Origin of the sequence: Tsuneonella sp. CC-YZS046 (assembly GCF_035581365.1) — a bacterium.
Lineage (GTDB): Bacteria > Pseudomonadota > Alphaproteobacteria > Sphingomonadales > Sphingomonadaceae > JAWKXU01.
This window is the reverse complement of record NZ_CP141590.1, coordinates 2,397,501-2,415,517: the sequence shown is the minus strand read 5'-3', so window position 1 is coordinate 2,415,517 and position 18,017 is coordinate 2,397,501. Positions and strand designations below refer to the sequence as shown.

The window sequence follows — 18,017 nt, the reverse complement described above, 5'->3', positions numbered from 1 at the left end:
ACCCGTTTTTCCCCGATAGGGTCCGCCCCCGGCAGAGGAGATGCATATATGCGATGGCAGGAATTCAGCAGCAGGATACAGACTTTCCAGACCCCCAACGGCCCGATTTCCGCGGCTGTCGACGGCGAGGGGCCGCTGGTCATCCTGATGCACGGCTGGCCGGAGCTTGGCTTTTCCTACCGCCATCAGATCGCTCCGCTGGTCGCCGCCGGATACCGGGTCGCGGCGCCCGACATGCGCGGCTACGGGCGCAGCGCCAAGCCTTACGATCCCGCGCTCTATTCGACCGATGCCCATGCCGACGACATGGGCGCGCTCGCCCGCGCCCTGGGGGCGGAGCGCTGGATCTCGGTCGGGCACGACTGGGGTTCTCCCGTTGCCTGGCGCTGCGCGCTGCGCTTCCCGGATCAGGTGGCGGCGGTATTTTCCTTCAGTGTGCCGCATCGCCCCGCCGCCGAGATCAGCGCGCATGAGTGGTTCGACAGCGCCTATCCCAACCGCTTCTACTACATGCGCTACTTCGAGCCGGTCGGCCCCGCCGAAATCGAGCTGGATCGCGACCCGCGCGATTCGCTGAAGCGCATCTATTTCTCCCTCTCCGGCGATGCGCCGCTGTTCGACTGGACGAGCGAGCGGCCGATCGACGATCCCGTGCTCAAGGGCCTTGCGCAGCCGCCGTCCGGGCCGCTCAGCTTCATGACCGACGAGGATCTGGATGCCTATGCCGATGCCTTCGCCAGGGGCAGCTTCCATGGCCCGCTGAACTGGTATCGCAACTGGGACCGGAACGAGCAGCAGGCGCGCGCCTATGGCGACCAGCGGATAAAGCAGCCCGCCGGGCTGGTACTGGGCGACCGGGAAATCGTCCTCGCCATGTTCCCCGGATGCGTGGAAGCGCAGCGGGAAATGTGCCTCGACCTGCGGATGGAACGCATCATTCCCGGTGCGGGCCACTGGATTCAGCAGGAGCGCCCGGCCGAGACGACCGCCGCCTTGCTGGAATTTCTCGCCACGGTCGAGATCTGAGCGAATCCGCGGGCGGAAGGGACAGGCCGATGAAGACCGTGACCATCACTCGGGAAGTATTGCGCGAAATGGTCGCCTCGCTTCCGCCGGACAAGCCGATCACCAATCTCAACCTGCTGCGGTTCCGGGATGTGGCGGACTATGAGGAGGGCGGCGGGTTCCCGCCGTGCAGCGGGAGGGAAGCCTATTTCGAGCGTTATGCGGTTGGGGTGATGCCCATCGCGACTCGCCTCGGGGCGCGTGCGATCTGGAGCGGGGCGGCCATGGCCCATCTCGTATGCCCGGCGGACGAGCGGTGGGACGAGATCCTTATCATGGAATATCCCACGCCGGATGCCTTGCTGACATTGTTCGACGATCCGGAATATCAGCGGCACATGATCCATCGCACCGCCGCGCTGGAGGATTCGCGTCTGATCGCCATGCAGGCGAACGATCTGGGATGAGCGGGCCTGACGTTCGCGCCGCCTCGCGCGCGGGACAGAACCTCAATCCTGATCGGCAGAGCGGAGAGGGTGTCCCTGCAATCGAAAGTGTGCCCAATGTGACGATCCGTCTGAAGGATATTGCCGATCCGGCTTCGCGCAGCCGGGTCGCGCTGCCTCAACTCACCCTGCACAGCGCTTGCAATCCCTCGGTGATCTCCTGGCAGGGCAAGCTCCTGGCGGTCTACAAGGGGATCAACTTCAAGCTTCGCAAGGGCGGTTATCGAGCCTGGTATGGCGGATTTTCCGTCCCCTTTTCCGATAGCCAGAATTACCTTGCGGTCTTGTCGGAAGATCTCGAGATCGAGCGCGCGGGCTTCATCGAAGACCGGCATATCCGCGCGAATTCCTATGCATACAACGGAATCCAGGACCTGCGCCTGTTCTCATGGAACGGGAAGCCGTTCTGCGCCGGGGCGGCCATCACTCACAAGCCGGAGCCCGAATTGGGCGGCTTCCGGAAGATCAATCGAATCCTGCTGTGCGAATTGAAGGGCGGAACCCTGCACCCGGTGCTGCTGCTGCCGGGCTGGCAGGACTATGAAAAGAACTGGATGCCCTGGATCAGGAACAACGAGCTGCACCTGATCTATGCGCAGGACCCCTATAATATCCTGAAGATCGAACAGAGGACGATAACGGACCAGATTTTCCCGCAAGCAAGGCCGGAACTGGCAGGCCAGAGCGGCGGTTCCTGCGTCGTGCCCTTCGGCGACAGGTTCATTTCCGTCATCCATCGCAAATATCCCGGCGTTCTGAATGACCCGGCGGAGGGCGAGGCGCTGGTCGCCTATACCCATAGCCTGGTCATATATTCCGCGAATTGCGACGTGCTGGCGGTCAGCCCGGAATTCACCTTCGAGGGGGAGCGCGTGGAATTCTGCTGCGGGATCGCGCTTGTCGGGGAAAGCGTGGTCTTTTCCTACGGGGTCTGGGACGAGGAGGCGATCCTGCTCAAACTTCCGCTGCGCGATGTGCTGGAGCGGCTGGGCTTGGGCGCTTTCTCCGGCTAAGAGGGCGTTCCGGCGATTGGGCCGGAGACAGGGCACAGACCAGCAGATGAACCCAGCCGACGATACCGAACTTGCGCTTATCCATGAGCTGCTGATCGAGATGGGGCACGAACTGGGCGATGCGCCCTTCGGCGATCTCACCGTGGAGCGACTGGAGCTGGACAGCCTCGCCACCGTGGAATTGCTGATGCTGGTAGAGGAACGCACCGGGGTCGAGGTGCCGGTGGAGCCGGTCACGTCCGGAACCACCATGGCGCAGCTGGCCGAGCTTATCCGGGCGCAACCAGCGCCCTGAACATTTCGATCAGCTTCCCTTCGGCGATGAGGGGCTGGATCGTATTGTGAGCGGCCCCGGGCAGATGGACCAGGCCGATGGACGCCAGCCCATCGAGATGCGTCGCATGGGCCACGTCGCGGTCGTTGCGTCCGCCGTAGACCAAGGTGCGGGGGACGGCGGGGTCGGCCTGTTCCAGCAATGGCCTGCAATCGAGCAGCCATTCGGGGTTCACCCGCGCGCGCACTTCATCGCTGAACAGGCGCGGGGCGGGCAGCGGCGAATCCTTGCCCAGATCGGTCTGGTGGGAGAAGCCGAGATAGCCGTCGCAAGGCATGAGCAGCGAGGTGAGCAGCGCGGCGTAGCCCCCGCTCGAATATCCGCTGACATATATGCGCCGCTTACCGCGCTTGTCCGCGAAGCGCCGGATCGATTCCGCGATTCCGGGCATATCCGCCGCGAAGCCGGATATGCCGCCATGGTAGTTCAGGAAGCTCGCGTCCTTGAGCAGCAGGATGTCGCATGGCAGCCTGGACAGCATCGCGATCAGCGCTGCATTCGAGACATAGAAATTATTGAACATATTGGTGAAAATCACGAGAAGCGCATCGCTTTCCGCCGAATTTCTCGCATGCAGGAAGGAATTCTTGCGGTAGCAGATTTCGATGTGCTTCCTGCTCGCGTTTTCGATCCTGTAGAATTTCCTGATCTCGGAGAAGGTCTTTCCGATCAGCTCCGCATAGGCGATCACATTGCGATGCCGGGTTTCCGCTTGCAGGATCGAGATCGGCCTGCTCGCGCCGGGGTGCCCGTGGGCGACCAGTTCCTCCGCGGCGAACAGAGCCTTGCGGACCGGGAGATCGTCCCTGCCGGCCAACCGCTCGATCCGCTGCAATCCTTCGAGGGAATGCTGCAGGATATGATTAAACTCCACGGCCGCGCGCCTTGTCGAGTTCCGCGAATGCCTCGGGAAATTGCGCCATCAGCCTGTTCTTCGTTTCCCGGTTGACCGTATAGGCCCGGGTCGCCGCCGCCATCCCGGCCGCTTCGGCGATCGGCAATGCCGCCGGATCGCGCCCGCAGTGGATGGCTATGCGTTCCAGGACACCCGCTGGATCGGCGAAGAAATCTTCGCTGGCCACGGCGAGATGCGGCTTGTCGCGCAGGAAGGCCTGCCAGCGCCTTTCCTGCAGGTCGAGGAACTGGTTGACGATGCGGATCGAGCGCGGCGAAATCTCGGATATGTCCGGAATGCCGGAAATTTGGGCGTGGCCTTCATAGGGCATCTTGGTCTGGTAGAGCGTCATCAGGCTGGCCACCTGATCGCTGCGCGTCCGCCGGTGGAGATGGATGAACAGATGGCCCTCGCCCGTGCCGACGATCTGCCTGACCTGCGCGATCTGGTATCCGAAGGCGGCGCAGGCCACGATGCCGTCCCTTCCGCGCCAGCGGCAGACATGGCTCCAATAGGCTCCGAAACCCTCGGGGGTGGTGGGGTCGACATCCGGGCACCAACGCTTCGCCAGCCGTTCGAAGGCCCAGGGGTGGAGATATTCGCCCGGAAAGGCCAGGCCCAGCTCATACATGGCCCGCGACAGGCGGTGCGAGCCGGTGCGCGGCGTGGTGCAGAGGAACAGATAGCGCGGCGCGCCGGCTTCGTCCGAAAGCCGGTCATACTCTTTCCCGCTCAGTTCGAGATCGACTCGGTTGGTTGTCCCGCTCACCAGATACCTGCAATTCCCGCCATCCACGCGGCGAACCGTCCGGCTTGCCGTGATCTCCCCCTTATCGGCGGATCGGGAAACCGACAACCGCAAGGCGGAGCCGGCGGCATGGCGCGGGCCACGATCATGCGCCCGCCGGGATGGTCATCCCGCGAGCGGCCTTCCCGCTCTTGCAGGGATATCGCGGGCCGGGCAATCTCATGCCGGAGAATGACGAAGGGAGAGTGCGATGGTGGATTTCGCGGCGGCGGCCGACCGGGTGGTGGAAGCCTTCAACGAAATGGATTTCGACAGGCTGCGCAGCCTGATGGCGCCGAACCACAAGTTTCGCCATTTCAACCGGGGCTTCGCGATCGACAACCGCGACGAGTTCGTCGACCTGCTGATTCACTTCGCCAGCAACATCATGCCGGAAAGGCGGCTGGAAACGCCTGAGCGCGTCACCGTGTCGGGCAATCTCGTGATTCGCGAAGGCTGGTATTCCGGGAAGGCCGCCGGAAATTGGGAGGGATGGTCGGAGGCCGGGCAGGAAGTGCGGCACAAGACCGCCACCTTCTATCTGTTCGACGATGACGGCCTGCTGCTGGAATGGGTCGATTACGGCTGAGCCGTTTCCCGCTGGAGAGGCGTCACCTCGACCGGAATGTGGTTGAGGTTGGTGTTGCAGGACGGCACGTCAAGCAGGCTCTCGTCCGCCAGCAGGTTGTAATTGACGCCGGCCCGCGCCTTCGCCCGCTCCTGGCCCGGCACTTCGTGGTCGTCATGCCCCCAGCCATGCGGTAGGCTGACGACGCCCTCGCGTATTTCGTCGCTCAGCTCGACAGGCGCGTCGATTGCCCCCGTCCTCGAACGGATTCGCACATATTGCCCGTCCACGATCTGGCGCAGTTCCGCGTCGCGCGGATTCATCAGCAGCGTGCAGGGATTCGGCCCTTTCGACAGGGAAGGGAAATTATGCATCCAGGTGTTGAAGGAGCGCATATGGCGGCGGCCCAGCAGATGCAGGCCCCGCGGCCTGCCTTCCGCCAGCCATTGTTCCAGGCGGGGCAGGTCGCGGGTGATCGCTTCGGGCGCGAAATCTATCTTTCCGTCCGGGAAGTGAATCACTTCCGCGATGCGGGGCTGCATTGGGCCGAAATCGACGCCATGCGGCATGGCCTTCAGCTTCTCCAGCGTCAGCCCGTCGGGCCTTTCGCCGAAATGGTCGCCATAGGTGCCTGACCGCACCAGCAGCTCGAACATCCGGTCCTGCCCGCCTTGCTCGGTCAGGGCTTCGAGCGCATCCTCGAAGGAGATGTGGCCGGCGACCGGATTGCCCTGCTCGCGAAGCTGGCCGTGGAGCATCCGCAGCGCCAGCTCGTCCGCTTCCTTCGCAGTGATTCCCTTCAGCCGGGCAACCAGTTCGCACATGATGTCGCAATCGTGCAGCGCCCCCGGCGGTGCCTCGAACACGGGCGCGCTCCAGCGGATGTAATCGCGCACGGTGAAGAAGGGATAGACCACCATGAAATCCGAATGCGCCAGGCATTTGGGCGATGGCAGGATCACATCCGCATGGCGGGTGGTTTCATTGATGAAGATGTCGAAAGACAGGATGAAATCGAGCTGCTCCAGCGCCCGGGTCAGGCGTCCGCCGCCATTGGGAGTGGAAAGGGCCGGATTGCCGCATAGCGTGATCAGGCCCTGGACCTGCCCTTCGCCCGGCGTGTCCATTTCCTCCATCATCGCCGCGCAGGGCAATTGCGTGCCAAGCTCCGGCAGGCCGCTGACGCGGGTATGCCAGCGGCCATAGGGGATGGAGCCGTCGCGATAGCGCTCCGAGAACAGGATCGCCTCGAACACGCCGCGCGGGAACATCGATCCGCCCGGCCGGTCCAGATTGCCGGTGAGCGCGTTCACGGCAACGATCAACCAGTTGGTGATGGAGCCGAATTGCTGCATCGAGGAACCGATCCGGCCATAGATGCAGGCGCGGGGCGCGGCGGCAAGCTCCCGGGCCAGGCGACGGATGTCCTCCGCCGGAATATCGCAGGCGGCGCTTGCCGTCTCCGGGGTGAAGCGCATGGCGATCGCGCGCAGTTCGTCCAGATTCTTCGCATGGTCCGCGATGTGGCGCAGATCGACGAGCCCTTCCCCGAACAGGACATGGGCCACCGCGAGCAGCAGGACGGCATCGGAGCCGGGGCGGATCGACAGGTGCCAATCCGCCATTTGGGCGGTCTCGCTGCGGCGGGGGTCGATCGCCACGACCTTGCCCTGGCGTGCCTGGATGTCTCGCAGGCGGCGGGGCACGCCGGGCGCGGTCAGGAAGCTGCCGTTGGATTGCAGCGGATTCGCGCCGATCAGCACGAAATAATCGCTGTTGTCGATGTCAGGGATCGGCATGGAGGCCAGCCCGCCGAACATGGTGGCGGTGGTCATGAAATGGGCGTGGCTGTCCACGCTCGATGCGGAATAGACCTGGTTCGAACCCAGCGTGGTCAGCAGCAGCGGCGCATAGAGCGCGAGGCCCGGCACATGGGTAAGCCCGGTCCCGAAATAGGATGCGATGCTGTTCGGCCCGTATTTCCGCTGCAGTTCGGCAAGCCGCGCGGCGGTGAAATCCAGCGCCTCGGCCCAGGAAACTTCCTCGAAGCGGCCATTGCGTTTCATCAATGGCCCGGTCAGCATTTCGGGATCGTGATGAAGGTCCTTCAGGGCGTATGCCTTGGGGCAGATATAGCCCTTGCTCAGCGGGTCGGCCTTGTCCCCCCGGATCGTCACCACGCTTTCGCTCGCGCGGTCTATCGTCACTTCGGTGGCGCAGTTCTGCTCGCAGAACGGACAGATGCGATAATGGACTTCCGTATCGGCGGATAATGGCGCACTGCCCACGGGCTTTCTCCCAAGCTCCTTCCCCGCGGCGTGTCTTTTTTGTCCGGCGCTTGTCCGTGCCGGAGCCGCGGTCGAATGGCGCAGCCTAATATTGCCTTTCGGCCGGGGCAATACGCATTCCAGCGCGCTCTCAGCGCTGCGCGGTGACGATATAGTTCAGCGAGAGATCGGCGGACAGGTGAAGCCCCCTGGCGGGCGAGAAGGCGATTCCCCCGGGCTGGCCCATCCGCAGGCCGGCGGCGTCGAGCAGCTCGCCCAGTTCCTCGGGCGTGATGAAATCGTCCCAATGATGCGTGCCCCTGGGAATCGCGCCCAGCGCTTCCGCCGCGCCGATCAGCAGCAGGCGAGAGCGGGCGGTGCGATTGGGGGTGGAGAGGATCAGCAGTCCGCCGGGGGCGAGGTGCTGCGCAAGTTGCGCCACGAACGCCGGCTTGTCCGCCACATGCTCGATCACTTCCATCGCCGTCACCAGATCGAACTGGCCGAGGCCGAGCACGCCCAGCTCGCCATGGCGATAGGCGATGGCAAGGCCCGAACCGGCGGCATGGGCCTGCGCCGCCGCGATATTCTCGGCCGCGGCATCGACCCCTGTCACTTCCGCCCCCAGCCGGGCGAGCGGTTCGGCCAGCAGGCCCGCGCCGCAGCCCACGTCCAGGGCGCGCTTGCCGGCCAGCGGCCTGAGGCCCTGGGGATCGGCGCGCCAGTGCCGGTCGATCGCCTCCCGGATGAAGGCCAGGCGCACCGGATTCAGCCGGTGGAGCATGGCGGAGGAACCCTTCGGGTCCCACCAATCCCTTGCCAATGCGCCGAAATGGGCGGCCTCTTCCGGACGAATGGTTGCACTTGCCATGCATGTCCCCTAGCAGCGCGCGGAACCTGATTCCAGCAGTGGGAGCAAAAGCGCCTTGGCCCGGATCGTGATGAAGTTCGGCGGCACCTCCATGGCCGGCACGGAGCGTATTCGCCGTGTCGCCAATATCGTGCGCCGTCACCAGGAAGCGGGGCATGAGGTCGCCGTCGTGGTTTCCGCCATGGCGGGCGAGACAGACCGCCTCGTCACTTTCTGCCGCGAGGCGAATCCGCTCTATGATCCGGCGGAATATGACGTGGTAGTCGCCAGCGGAGAGCAGGTCACTTCCGGCCTGCTCGCGCTGACGCTGCAGGCCATGGGCTGCAAGGCGCGCAGCTGGCTCGGCTGGCAGCTGCCGATCCATACGGACGATGCCCATGCCAAGGCGCGGATCGAGGATATCGAGGCGGACACCCTGGCGGCGTCGATGGCGGCAGGCGAAGTCGCCGTGATTCCGGGGTTCCAGGGGCTTTCCCGGCATGGCCGGATCACCACGCTGGGCCGGGGCGGATCGGATACCTCCGCCGTCGCCGTCGCCGCCGCGGTCAAGGCCGACCGCTGCGACATCTACACCGATGTGGACGGCGTCTATACCACCGATCCCCGGATCGTGGCCAAGGCGCGCAAGCTGAAGAAGGTCACTTACGAGGAAATGCTGGAACTGGCCTCGGTCGGCTCCAAGGTGCTGCAGACCCGCTCCGTCAGCCTGGCCATGAAGGAAAATGTCCGGGTGCAGGTCCTGTCATCCTTCATCGACGACGATGCGCCATTGGGCGATGACCTGCCCGGCACGATGATCGTCAGCGAAGAGGAACTCTCCGGCGAACTGGAAGGATTGGAAATGGAACGCCAGATGATCACCGGCATCGCTGCCGACAAGAACGAAGCCAAGATCACCCTGACCCGCATCGCCGACCGGCCCGGCGCGGTCGCCGCGATCTTCGGCCCGCTGGCCGCCGCGAACATCAATGTCGACATGATTATCCAGAACGTCGCCAAGGACAAGGGCGAGACGGACGTCACCTTCACCGTTCCGGGTGCGGATCTGGTGCGCACCCAGGCCCTGCTCGAAGGCGCGCAGCAGACGATCGGCTATTATCGCATGATCGCGGACAGCAAGGTCGCCAAGATCAGCGTCGTCGGCGTGGGGATGCGCAGCCATGCGGGCGTCGCTTCCACCATGTTCAAGGGGCTGGCCGAGCGCGGGATCAATATCCAGGCCATTTCCACCAGCGAGATCAAGGTCAGCGTCCTGATCGACGAGGACGAAACCGAACTGGCCGTGCGCGTGCTGCACACGGCCTATGGGCTGGACGCGGAAGACAAGGCCGCCTGACAGGAAAAACCTCCCCGGCCATGAGGGCGCGGCCGGGGGGTTCCTATCTGCCGAAGCGCGCTTTCCCGCGCTCCGGCGCGGTAAGCGTCAGGCCACCAGGTCGAAGCGGTCCGCGTTCATCACCTTGGTCCAGGCCTTCACGAAGTCCTTCACGAACTTTTCTTCATGGCCGGTTTCGGCGTAGACTTCGGCCACCGCGCGCAATTCCGCGTTGGAGCCGAAAATCAGGTCGGCCCGGGTGGCGCGCCAGGTTTCGCCGCCGCTGGCGCGGTCGGTGGCGATATATTCCTGGTCGTCCGAGCCGTCGACCGCCTTCCACACATTGGTCATGTCGAGCAGGTTGACGAAGAAATCGTTCGTCAGCTGGCCCGGGCGTTTGGTGAAATGGCCGAGGCCGCGCTCGCCGTGATTGGCGCCGAGCACGCGAAGCCCGCCGATCAGCACGGTCATTTCGGGCACGGACAGGCCGAGCAGCGATGCCCGGTCGAGCATCATTTCCTCGGTCTTCACCGCCAGCTTCTTCTTGCCGAGATAATTGCGGAAGGCGTCGGCCTCCGGCTCCATCACCGCGAAGCTGTCGGCGTCGGTCTGCTCGGCGGTCGCATCGCCGCGGCCGCCCGTGAACGGAACCGCGACATTGAAGCCCGCATCCCGGATCGCCTTCTCCAGCCCGACCACGCCGCCCAGGACGATAGCATCGGCCATCGACATCGAGCCGCGCAGGCCGTCGAGCGTGTCGAGCACCTTGGCGAGCAGGGCGGGCTCGTTGACCTCCCAGTCCTTCTGCGGCGCGAGGCGGACGCGCGCGCCGTTGGCGCCGCCGCGATGGTCCGACTTGCGATAGGTGCTGGCCGAGGCCCAGGCGGTCTTGACGAGCTGGCTGACGGTCAGGCCGCTGGCGGCGATCCTGTCCTTCACCGCCTGGACCTCGGCGTCCGAAGGCGCCTTGCCCGCCGGAACCGGGTCCTGCCAGATCAGGTCCTCGGCGGGGACTTCGGGGCCGAGGTAGCGGGCCTTCGGCCCCATGTCGCGGTGCGTGAGCTTGAACCAGGCGCGGGCGAAGGCATCCTTGAACGCCTCGTGATCGTTGCGGAACTTCTCGCTGATGACGCGGAACTCGGGGTCCATCTTCAGCGCCATGTCGGCGGTGGTCATCATCGTCGGGACCTTGACGTCCGGGTCCCAGGCGGCGGGCGCCATGTCCTCCGGCTTCTGGTCGATCGGCTGCCACTGCTGCGCCCCGGCCGGCGAGCGCACCAGCTCATACTCGTAATCGAGCAGCAGGCGGAAAAAATTCTCCGACCATTCGATCGGGGTGTTGACCCACGAGCCTTCAAGGCCGCTGGTCACGGCATGTTCGCCGATGCCGCCGCTTTCATGCGAGCTGACCCACCCGAAGCCCTGCGCGGCGAGATCGCCGCCCGCCGGCGCATGGCCCAGCAGCGACGCGTCGCCATTGCCGTGCGCCTTGCCGAAAGTATGGCCGCCGGCGGTGAGCGCCACCGTTTCCTCATGGTTCATCGCCATCCGCTCGAACGTCGCCTTGATGTCGCGCGCCGACTGGAGCGGATCGGGATTGCCGCCTGGCCCCTCGGGATTGACGTAGATCAGGCCCATCTGGATCGCGGCGAGCGGGCCTTCCAGCTCGTGCATGCCATGTTCGGGGGCGATGCGGGTCTGGACACCCTCGTTGACCCACTTGTCCTCGCTGCCCCAGTAGATGTCGCGCTCTGGCTCGAACACGTCGGCGCGGCCGCCGCCGAAGCCGAACACCGGGCCGCCCATGCTCTCGATCGCGACATTGCCGGCAATGATGAGCAGATCGGCCCAGCTGATCCTGCTGCCGTATTTCTGCTTGATCGGCCATAGCAGGCGGCGCGCCTTGTCGAGATTGCCGTTGTCGGGCCAGCTGTCGAGCGGCGCGAAGCGCTGCTGCCCGCTGTTGGCGCCGCCCCGGCCGTCGGCGGTGCGATAGGTGCCCGCGGCATGCCACGCCATGCGGATGAAGAACGGGCCGTAATGCCCATAGTCGGCCGGCCACCACGGCTGGCTGTCGGTCATCAGCGCGGTCAGGTCGTCCTTCAGCGCCTGATAGTCGAGCGACTTGAAGGCCTGCGCATAGTCGAAATCGTCGCCCATCGGATTCGACGGGCCGTTGGGGTTGAGAACTTCGACCGCCAGCATCTCGGGCCACCAGTCGCGGTTGGTGCGGCCCAGCAGCGATCTCACCCCTCCTTCATGCATGGGGCAACCATCGAGCGGGCCTGTCGTTTTGGCGTCCATTTCCTCTTCCTCCAAATTTTTTGCGGGATGTGATGAAAAGGATACGCTCGATTCTTCATCGAGAGAAGCAATTAAGATTGGTAAGGGACAGCGAGAAAATCGATCAATGACCGATCCCATAAATGTCTTGGAAGCGTGCTATCCATCGCAGCGCGGGTTTCATTCCGGGGCGATTCCCGGCAGGCCGTTCGCGGTTTGCGATGCGCTGCATACTTGCCGCTGGGCCGATCACGCCCTAAGCGGCGCGCGATGACAAGCTATTCCAAGACTTCCGCACTGATGCGCCGGGGCGCAGAATTCCTCGGCAGCGATTATGCGATCCTGTGCGGCGCGATGAGCTGGGTTTCGGAGCGGCACCTCGTCTCCGCGATCAGCAATGCCGGCGGCTTCGGCGTGATCGCCTGCGGGGCGATGACCCCGGATCTGCTGGATGCGGAGATCGCCGGGACCAGGGCGCTGACCGGCAAGCCGTTCGGCGTGAACCTCATCACCATGCATCCGCAGCTGTTCGACCTGATCGCGGTGTGCGGCAAGCATCGCGTCGGCCATGTCGTGCTGGCGGGCGGCATTCCGCCCAAGGGCAGCGTGGAGGCGATCAAGGCCTTCGACGCTAAGGTCGTCGTGTTCGCGCCGACCCTGGCGCTGGCGAAGAAGCTGCTGCGTTCCGGCGCCGATGCGCTGGTGATCGAAGGGATGGAGGCGGGCGGCCATATCGGCCCGGTGGCGACCAGCGTGCTGGCGCAGGAATTTCTGCCCGAGCTGGCCGAAGATCACCTGGTGTTCGTGGCTGGGGGCATCGGCCGTGGCGAAGCGATGGCCGGCTATCTCGAAATGGGCGCGGCCGGGGTCCAGCTCGGCACCCGCTTCGCCTGCGCGAAGGAAAGCATCGCTCATCTCGCCTTCAAGCAGGCGTTCTTCCGGGCGAGCGCGCGCGACGCGGTGGCCAGCGTGCAGGTCGATCCGCGCCTGCCGGTGATTCCGGTGCGCGCGCTCAAGAACAAGGGCACCGAGGAATTTACCGCCAAGCAGCGCGAGGTCGCGCAATTGCTGGACGAAGGCAAGGTCGAGATGGGCGAGGCCCAGCTGCGGATCGAGCATTACTGGGCGGGCGCATTGCGCCGCGCGGTGATCGATGGCGATGTGGAGAACGGCTCGCTGATGGCCGGCCAGTCGGTCGGGATGGTCAAGGCGGAAGAGCCGGTGGCCGATATTCTGGCCGCGCTGATGGCGGAGAGCGAGGCCGCGCTGGCCCGGCGCTGATCCGGCCAGCGGCACAAGATCCTGAACCGGGCTTGCAACCCGCGCCCGCCTCTGCCGTTATATCGGAGAAGGAGGCTGCCCGATGTGCGATGAAACCGATTCTGCCCAATTCGATGCGGCGCTCGCCCGGCGCGGGCTGAACCGGCGGCAATTCGCCGCGATGGGGGCGGCCGTGCTGGTCTGGGCCTGCAGCAGCGGCAAGCCGGAGGCGGCAGGCCCGGAAGCGGGGCCTTCTCCATCCGGCCCGGCTCCGCTGGGCGAGGCGATGGTTTCCATCGGCACGCCCGATGGCGAGGCGGATGCGTTCTTCGTCCACCCGGCCAGCGGGCGGCATCCCGCGATCCTGCTGTGGCCGGATGTCGGGGGCTTGCGCGATGCCTTCAAGCTGATGGCCCGCCGCCTTGCACGGCAGGGCTATGCCGTGCTGGCGGTCAATCCCTATTACCGGGGCGCCCGCGCGCCGGTGCTGGAAAGCTTTTCCGAATGGATGACGCCGGAAGGCAAGGCGAAGATCCAGCCCTTGCGCAATGGTTTGAGCGCGGATGCCGTCACCCGCGACGCCAGGGCCTATGTCGCCTGGCTGGATGGGCGGGAAGCGGTCGATTCCACCGCGCGAATCGGCACGATGGGCTTTTGCATGGGCGGCCCTTTCGCGGTGCGCGCCGCGGCGGCCGCGCCCAGGCGCATCGGCGCGGCGGCTTCGCTGCATGGCGGCGGCCTGGCGACCGATGCCCCGGACAGCCCGCACCGGCTGCTCGCCCAGACGGAAGCGGCCTATCTGTTCGCGATCGCCCGGAACGACGACGCCAAGGAGCCGGAGACCAGGGATGTGCTGCGCAAGGCGGCGGACAAGGCGCGCCGCCCGGCGGAGATAGAGGTCTATCCCGCCGATCACGGCTGGACGGTGCCGGATTCCCCCGCTTACGACGAGCCTGCCGCCGAGCGGGCCTGGGCCAGGCTGTCGGCGCTGTTTTCGGAACGGCTCAAGACCAAGGCGGGCTGAGCCGCTCAGGCATATTCCTCGGTATCGATGCTTCTCTGCATATGCGGCGGATAGCGCGGACCGGATATGGTTTCCGGGCTGATGATCCGGCCGGCGCGGTCCAGGACGGCCGGGTCGATCGCCAGTTCCGCCGCGGCGATGTTCTCTTCCATATGGGCGATGCTGGTGGTGCCCGGTATCGCGACGATATGCTCCCCGCGGGACAGCACCCAGGCCAGCGCCAGCTGCGCCGGCGTGACCCCGGCTTCGGCCGCCAGCGCGAAGAAGCGGTCGAGGGCGGACAGGTTGCGCGGCCAGTGATCGTGCTGGAAGCGCGGCATGGTGCGGCGCAGGTCGCTCTCCGGCAGGGCGCCCGGATCGCGCAATCCGCCGCCCAGCGCGCCGCGCCCGAGCGGCGAGAACGCGACCATCGTGACCCCGAGTTCGCGGCAGGTGTCGAGCACCGCGATCTCGACCTGCCGGGTCCAGAGCGAATATTCGGTCTGCATGGCGGTGATCGGGTGGGTGGCATGGGCGCGCCGCAGGGTTTCCGCGCTCATTTCCGAAAGGCCGATGCCGCCGATCTTGCCTTCCTGCACGAGATCGGCCAGCGCGCCCACGGATTCCTCGATCGGCACGGTGAAATCGCGCCGGTGCAAATAATAGAGGTCGATGTGATCGGTCCGCAGCAGCCTGAGGCTCTCTTCCAGCGCGGCGCGGATGAATTCCGGGCGGGAATCACTATGGCGCTTCTCTCCATCCACCCTGATGCCGGTCTTGGATGCCAGATAGAACCGCTCGCGCCGCCCCCGCAGCGTTTGCCCGATCAGTTCCTCGCTCTTGCCCAGCCCGTATATCCGGGCCGTGTCGAGATGGTCGTATCCGCGATCTATCGCGCGATCGAGCAGCTTCGCGCAATCCTCGGGGGCGGGAAGCAGCCCGTAGCCCCACACGATGTTCATGCAGCCCAGCCCGATCGGATTGACCGCCCGCGTGCCTATGGTTCTGCGGGTCTGGCGTGGTGAGCCGTTCATAAGCGTCGTCCTCCTGTCGCAATTTTCCGTCGTTCCGCGGGGGCGTTAATCCCTTGCCGTATCGCCCCGCCGGGTTAACATGCCTTTCGTCCTTGGGGAGAGTTCTAATGGGCAGTTTCCTGATCGCACTGGTTTTCGTGGTAGTGGTGTTCCTGCTGATGGGCGTTCGGGTCGTCCGGCAGGGATATGTCTACACGATCGAGCGGCTTGGCAAGTTCACGCTGGCGGCTACCCCCGGGCTGCACGTCATCATACCGTTCATCGACCGGGTCGGGCACAAGGTGAACATGATGGAGCAGGTGCTCGACATTCCGGGCCAGGAGATCATCACGCGCGACAACGCCATGGTGGGCGTGGACGCGGTGGTGTTCTTCCAGGTGCTGGATGCGGGCAAGGCGGCCTATGAGGTGGCCAGCCTCTATGTCGCGATCATGCAGCTCACCACCACCAACCTGCGCACGGTGATGGGTTCCATGGATCTCGACGAGACGCTGTCGAAGCGTGACGAGATCAACGCCAAGCTGCTGTCCGTGATCGATCACGCCACCTCGCCCTGGGGCGTCAAGATCACCCGCATCGAAATCAAGGATATCCGCCCGCCCGCGGATATTTCCAACGCCATGGCGCGGCAGATGAAGGCGGAGCGCGAGAAGCGCGCCTCGATCCTCGAGGCGGAAGGCCTGCGCGCTTCCGAGATCCTGCGGGCGGAGGGCGAGAAGCAATCCCAGATCCTGCAGGCGGAAGGGCGCCGCGAAGCCGCCTTCCGCGATGCCGAGGCGCGCGAGCGCGAGGCCGAGGCCGAGGCCAAGGCGACGCAGATGGTGTCGGATGCGATCGCGGCTTCCGGCACGCAGGCGCTCAATTACTTCATCGCCCAGAAATATACCGAGGCGGTTTCGCAATTCGCCACCTCGCCCAACGCCAAGACCATCCTGTTCCCGGTCGAGGCGACCGGCCTGATCGGCAGCTTGGGCGGCATCGGCGAGCTGGTGAAGGATGCGCTGGGCGACAGCGGCAATGGGGGCGGCAACGGTGGCGGCCATGGCGGCGGAAAGGGCGCGCCGCCCGCCCGCACGGCCCCGTGGGCGCCGCAGCCCTCTGCCTCGCGGCCGCCCGTTCCCCCGGGTCCGGGACGGGAATGATGGAAAGTCTCGACAATCTCGATCCCCATTGGGTCTGGCTGGCTATCGGGCTGTTTCTCGCCGCTGCCGAGATGGCGGTTCCCGGCGTGTTCCTGATCTGGCTGGCTGGCGCGGCGCTGGTCACCGGGGTGCTGACCTGGCTGCTGCCGCTCGAGCTTGCGGTCCAGATCGTGATCTTCGCGGTCCTGGCGATCGTGGCCGTCTTTTCCGGCCGCCGCTATCTGCGCGACAATCCCATTGCCGACGCGGACCCGTTGATGAACCGGCGCGGCGCGCGCCTGGTCGGTGAAACGGCGGTTGTCACCCAGGCGATCGACGGCGGCATGGGCAGGGTCCATCATGGCGACAGTGAATGGCTGGCGCGCGGGCCGGACGCCGCGCCCGGCACGCGGGTGCGCATCACCGGGAACGATGGCGCGGTGCTGCTGGTGGAGCCTGTCGCCGGCTGACCGGACGGGCGGACAGCGCTCCGGTCAGGTCAGTCGCCTGTCAGCGCCGCGCCGCGCTGGCCTTCACGCCGAACCGGCCGTGCTTACGATAGCGCACCATCCAGCGATCCAGGAACAGGCCCAGCGGGCTGGGGCTGACGCCCAGCGCCTTGATCCCCGGCCGGTCGCCCGAAGGCACGTTGCCGGCCTTGAGCAGGCGCCACTGGTCCTGGGTCAGCGGCGCTCCGGGCAGCCAGCCGGTCAGCGTGGCGAAGGCCGAGGAAACCGCGTCGGGCAGTTCGATGAAAAGGCGGTCGCGGCCCTGGGCCTGGGCGATGGCGCGGTTGATCTGGGCCATGGTCAGCGCTTCCGGCCCCGCGATCTCGTAGGTCTTGCCGCCGTGCCGCTCCGGGTCGGCCAGCGCGTTGACCGCGGCCCGCGCGGCGTCGTCGACCCACAGCGGCTGGAGCCGCGCCTCGGGGCCGAACACCGGCATGGCCGGAAAACCAGCGATCATACGGGCAAACATATTGATGAAATCGTCATCCTCGCCGAATAGCACAGATGGCCGCAGGATCGTCGCCTTGGGGAAGGCGGCACGAACGGCGTCCTCGCCTTCGGCCTTGGTCTGCGCATAATAGACTTCGGACGCCGCATCCGCGCCCAGCGCCGAAATATGCACGAAAGCGTCCGCGCCGGCGTTGCGCGCCGCGCCTGCCGCAATCGCCGGACCTGTTTTGTGCAATGCCGCCAGATCGCCGGAGAATGCGCCGACCATGTAGATGGCTGCATCCGCGCCGTGCATGATGGCCGCGATGCTCTCCGGTTTCGTGACGTCGCACCGCGCGAACTGGATCTGGCCCAGATTCGCGAGCGGCTTCAGCTTGAACGCCGCTTCGGGGTGGCGGCTGGCCACGCGCAGGCGTGCCCCACAGGAAAGCAATTGCTGCGCGACATAGCTGCCGAAGAAGCCGCTTCCGCCGATCAGAACCACCAATTTGCCGTCGAGTTCGTGTTTGAGCGCCATGTTCCTTGCGATCCGCTACGCCTGAGATTGGGTGATGACTGCGCCATGCAGCAAGCAGGCGTGACCTGCAACCATCGAACGCATTGACAAGTGCCAATATCAGCCGCTATCGGCCCGCTCCTACCTGGCGAAACGCATTCCCGCGCTTCGCCCCGTGCCCAGATGGCGGAATTGGTAGACGCACCAGCTTCAGGTGCTGGCGCTCGCAAGGGCGTGGAGGTTCGAGTCCTCTTCTGGGCACCAAGTCTCTTGCAGATGGCAAATCTGCGGAAGGCCCCT

The 18,017-nt window shown here is 65.5% G+C and carries 17 protein-coding genes and 1 tRNA gene; 11 read left to right on the top strand and 7 right to left on the bottom strand.

Going from position 1 to position 18,017, the window contains the following annotated elements; translation table 11 throughout:
- The first annotated feature begins 48 nt into the window (after positions 1–48).
- Genes U8326_RS11860 through U8326_RS11845 form a run of 4 tightly spaced genes read left to right on the top strand, consistent with a single transcriptional unit; the run spans position 49 to position 2,819 of the window.
- Positions 49–1,026: an alpha/beta hydrolase gene (locus tag U8326_RS11860; RefSeq protein WP_324740526.1), complete on the top strand. Its 978-nt coding sequence runs from the start codon at positions 49–51 to the stop codon at positions 1,024–1,026.
- 29 nt (positions 1,027–1,055) lie between these two features.
- A complete protein-coding gene (locus U8326_RS11855) occupies positions 1,056–1,472 on the top strand; it encodes a DUF1330 domain-containing protein (RefSeq protein WP_324740525.1) in 417 nt (138 codons plus the stop codon).
- Entirely contained in the window at positions 1,469–2,524 is a 1,056-nt protein-coding gene (locus U8326_RS11850; RefSeq protein ID WP_324740524.1) for a hypothetical protein, read from the top strand. Before U8326_RS11855 ends, U8326_RS11850 begins: the two co-directional genes overlap by 4 nt.
- A 46-nt stretch (positions 2,525–2,570) precedes the next feature.
- On the top strand, positions 2,571–2,819 hold the full coding sequence (locus tag U8326_RS11845; protein ID WP_324740522.1) for an acyl carrier protein: 249 nt from the start codon (positions 2,571–2,573) through the stop codon (positions 2,817–2,819).
- On the opposite strand, the gene U8326_RS11840 is transcribed toward U8326_RS11845, so the two are convergent.
- Together U8326_RS11840 and U8326_RS11835 are read right to left on the bottom strand one after the other, a co-directional pair.
- Positions 2,794–3,732: a hypothetical protein gene (locus tag U8326_RS11840; protein WP_324740521.1), complete on the bottom strand. Its 939-nt coding sequence runs from the start codon at positions 3,730–3,732 to the stop codon at positions 2,794–2,796. The genes U8326_RS11845 and U8326_RS11840 overlap by 26 nt on opposite strands.
- The gene (locus tag U8326_RS11835) at positions 3,722–4,522 is read right to left on the bottom strand and encodes a hypothetical protein (protein ID WP_324740519.1); all 801 of its coding nucleotides are present in this window, start codon (positions 4,520–4,522) and stop codon (positions 3,722–3,724) included. The genes U8326_RS11840 and U8326_RS11835 overlap by 11 nt, the downstream gene beginning before the upstream one ends.
- A gap of 229 nt (positions 4,523–4,751) precedes the next feature.
- Here U8326_RS11835 and U8326_RS11830 point away from each other — a divergent pair, with 229 nt between their 5' ends.
- On the top strand, positions 4,752–5,129 hold the full coding sequence (locus tag U8326_RS11830) for a nuclear transport factor 2 family protein (protein ID WP_324740518.1): 378 nt from the start codon (positions 4,752–4,754) through the stop codon (positions 5,127–5,129).
- Here the strand turns inward: U8326_RS11830 and U8326_RS11825 are convergent.
- Together U8326_RS11825 and ubiG are read right to left on the bottom strand one after the other, a co-directional pair.
- Positions 5,120–7,396, bottom strand: a complete 2,277-nt coding sequence (locus U8326_RS11825) for a molybdopterin-dependent oxidoreductase (protein WP_324740517.1) — start codon at positions 7,394–7,396, stop codon at positions 5,120–5,122. The two genes, U8326_RS11830 and U8326_RS11825, sit on opposite strands and share 10 nt — an antisense overlap.
- Before the next feature lie 130 nt (positions 7,397–7,526).
- Positions 7,527–8,246, bottom strand: coding sequence for a bifunctional 2-polyprenyl-6-hydroxyphenol methylase/3-demethylubiquinol 3-O-methyltransferase UbiG (gene ubiG, locus U8326_RS11820; RefSeq protein ID WP_324740515.1), 720 nt, complete (start codon positions 8,244–8,246; stop codon positions 7,527–7,529).
- Between the two features lie 55 nt (positions 8,247–8,301).
- Here ubiG and U8326_RS11815 point away from each other — a divergent pair, with 55 nt between their 5' ends.
- Entirely contained in the window at positions 8,302–9,582 is a 1,281-nt protein-coding gene (locus tag U8326_RS11815; protein WP_416385477.1) for an aspartate kinase, read from the top strand.
- An 87-nt stretch (positions 9,583–9,669) separates the two neighbouring features.
- On the opposite strand, the gene katG is transcribed toward U8326_RS11815, so the two are convergent.
- Entirely contained in the window at positions 9,670–11,865 is a 2,196-nt protein-coding gene (gene katG / locus U8326_RS11810) for a catalase/peroxidase HPI (protein ID WP_324740513.1), read from the bottom strand.
- Between the two features lie 249 nt (positions 11,866–12,114).
- On the opposite strand from katG, the gene U8326_RS11805 reads away from it, so the two are divergent.
- Together U8326_RS11805 and U8326_RS11800 are read left to right on the top strand one after the other, a co-directional pair.
- Positions 12,115–13,125 carry a nitronate monooxygenase gene (locus U8326_RS11805; RefSeq protein WP_324740512.1) on the top strand — a complete coding sequence of 337 codons (1,011 nt, stop codon included), beginning with the start codon at positions 12,115–12,117 and terminating at the stop codon, positions 13,123–13,125.
- Positions 13,126–13,207: 82 nt separating this feature from the next.
- Entirely contained in the window at positions 13,208–14,128 is a 921-nt protein-coding gene (locus U8326_RS11800; RefSeq protein WP_324740511.1) for a dienelactone hydrolase family protein, read from the top strand.
- Between the two features lie 5 nt (positions 14,129–14,133).
- Here the strand turns inward: U8326_RS11800 and U8326_RS11795 are convergent, their stop codons facing one another.
- Positions 14,134–15,141, bottom strand: coding sequence for an aldo/keto reductase (locus tag U8326_RS11795; protein ID WP_324740510.1), 1,008 nt, complete (start codon positions 15,139–15,141; stop codon positions 14,134–14,136).
- A 107-nt stretch (positions 15,142–15,248) separates the two neighbouring features.
- Here U8326_RS11795 and U8326_RS11790 point away from each other — a divergent pair, with 107 nt between their 5' ends.
- Entirely contained in the window at positions 15,249–16,283 is a 1,035-nt protein-coding gene (locus U8326_RS11790) for an SPFH domain-containing protein (RefSeq protein WP_324740509.1), read from the top strand.
- Positions 16,280–16,732: an NfeD family protein gene (locus U8326_RS11785; protein ID WP_324740508.1), complete on the top strand. Its 453-nt coding sequence runs from the start codon at positions 16,280–16,282 to the stop codon at positions 16,730–16,732. Before U8326_RS11790 ends, U8326_RS11785 begins: the two co-directional genes overlap by 4 nt.
- 40 nt (positions 16,733–16,772) lie before the next feature.
- Here the strand turns inward: U8326_RS11785 and U8326_RS11780 are convergent, their stop codons facing one another.
- Positions 16,773–17,738: a complex I NDUFA9 subunit family protein gene (locus tag U8326_RS11780; RefSeq protein ID WP_324740507.1), complete on the bottom strand. Its 966-nt coding sequence runs from the start codon at positions 17,736–17,738 to the stop codon at positions 16,773–16,775.
- Positions 17,739–17,894: 156 nt separating this feature from the next.
- Here U8326_RS11780 and U8326_RS11775 point away from each other — a divergent pair.
- Positions 17,895–17,981 (top strand) — tRNA-Leu (locus tag U8326_RS11775).
- Positions 17,982–18,017 lie beyond the last annotated feature (36 nt).

Bases quoted from the DNA above. Each gene is read 5' to 3' on its own strand.
- U8326_RS11855 (WP_324740525.1), top strand. From the start codon at position 1,056: ATGAAGACCGTGACCATCACTCGGGAAGTATTGCGCGAAATGGTCGCC.
- U8326_RS11845 (WP_324740522.1), top strand. From the start codon at position 2,571: ATGAACCCAGCCGACGATACCGAACTTGCGCTTATCCATGAGCTGCTG.
- U8326_RS11850 (WP_324740524.1), top strand. From the start codon at position 1,469: ATGAGCGGGCCTGACGTTCGCGCCGCCTCGCGCGCGGGACAGAACCTC.
- U8326_RS11805 (WP_324740512.1), top strand. From the start codon at position 12,115: ATGACAAGCTATTCCAAGACTTCCGCACTGATGCGCCGGGGCGCAGAA.
- U8326_RS11795 (WP_324740510.1), bottom strand. From the start codon at position 15,141: ATGAACGGCTCACCACGCCAGACCCGCAGAACCATAGGCACGCGGGCG.
- katG (WP_324740513.1), bottom strand. From the start codon at position 11,865: ATGGACGCCAAAACGACAGGCCCGCTCGATGGTTGCCCCATGCATGAA.
- U8326_RS11785 (WP_324740508.1), top strand. From the start codon at position 16,280: ATGATGGAAAGTCTCGACAATCTCGATCCCCATTGGGTCTGGCTGGCT.
- U8326_RS11790 (WP_324740509.1), top strand. From the start codon at position 15,249: ATGGGCAGTTTCCTGATCGCACTGGTTTTCGTGGTAGTGGTGTTCCTG.
- ubiG (WP_324740515.1), bottom strand. From the start codon at position 8,246: ATGGCAAGTGCAACCATTCGTCCGGAAGAGGCCGCCCATTTCGGCGCA.
- U8326_RS11800 (WP_324740511.1), top strand. From the start codon at position 13,208: ATGTGCGATGAAACCGATTCTGCCCAATTCGATGCGGCGCTCGCCCGG.
- U8326_RS11780 (WP_324740507.1), bottom strand. From the start codon at position 17,738: ATGGCGCTCAAACACGAACTCGACGGCAAATTGGTGGTTCTGATCGGC.
- U8326_RS11860 (WP_324740526.1), top strand. From the start codon at position 49: ATGCGATGGCAGGAATTCAGCAGCAGGATACAGACTTTCCAGACCCCC.
- U8326_RS11830 (WP_324740518.1), top strand. From the start codon at position 4,752: ATGGTGGATTTCGCGGCGGCGGCCGACCGGGTGGTGGAAGCCTTCAAC.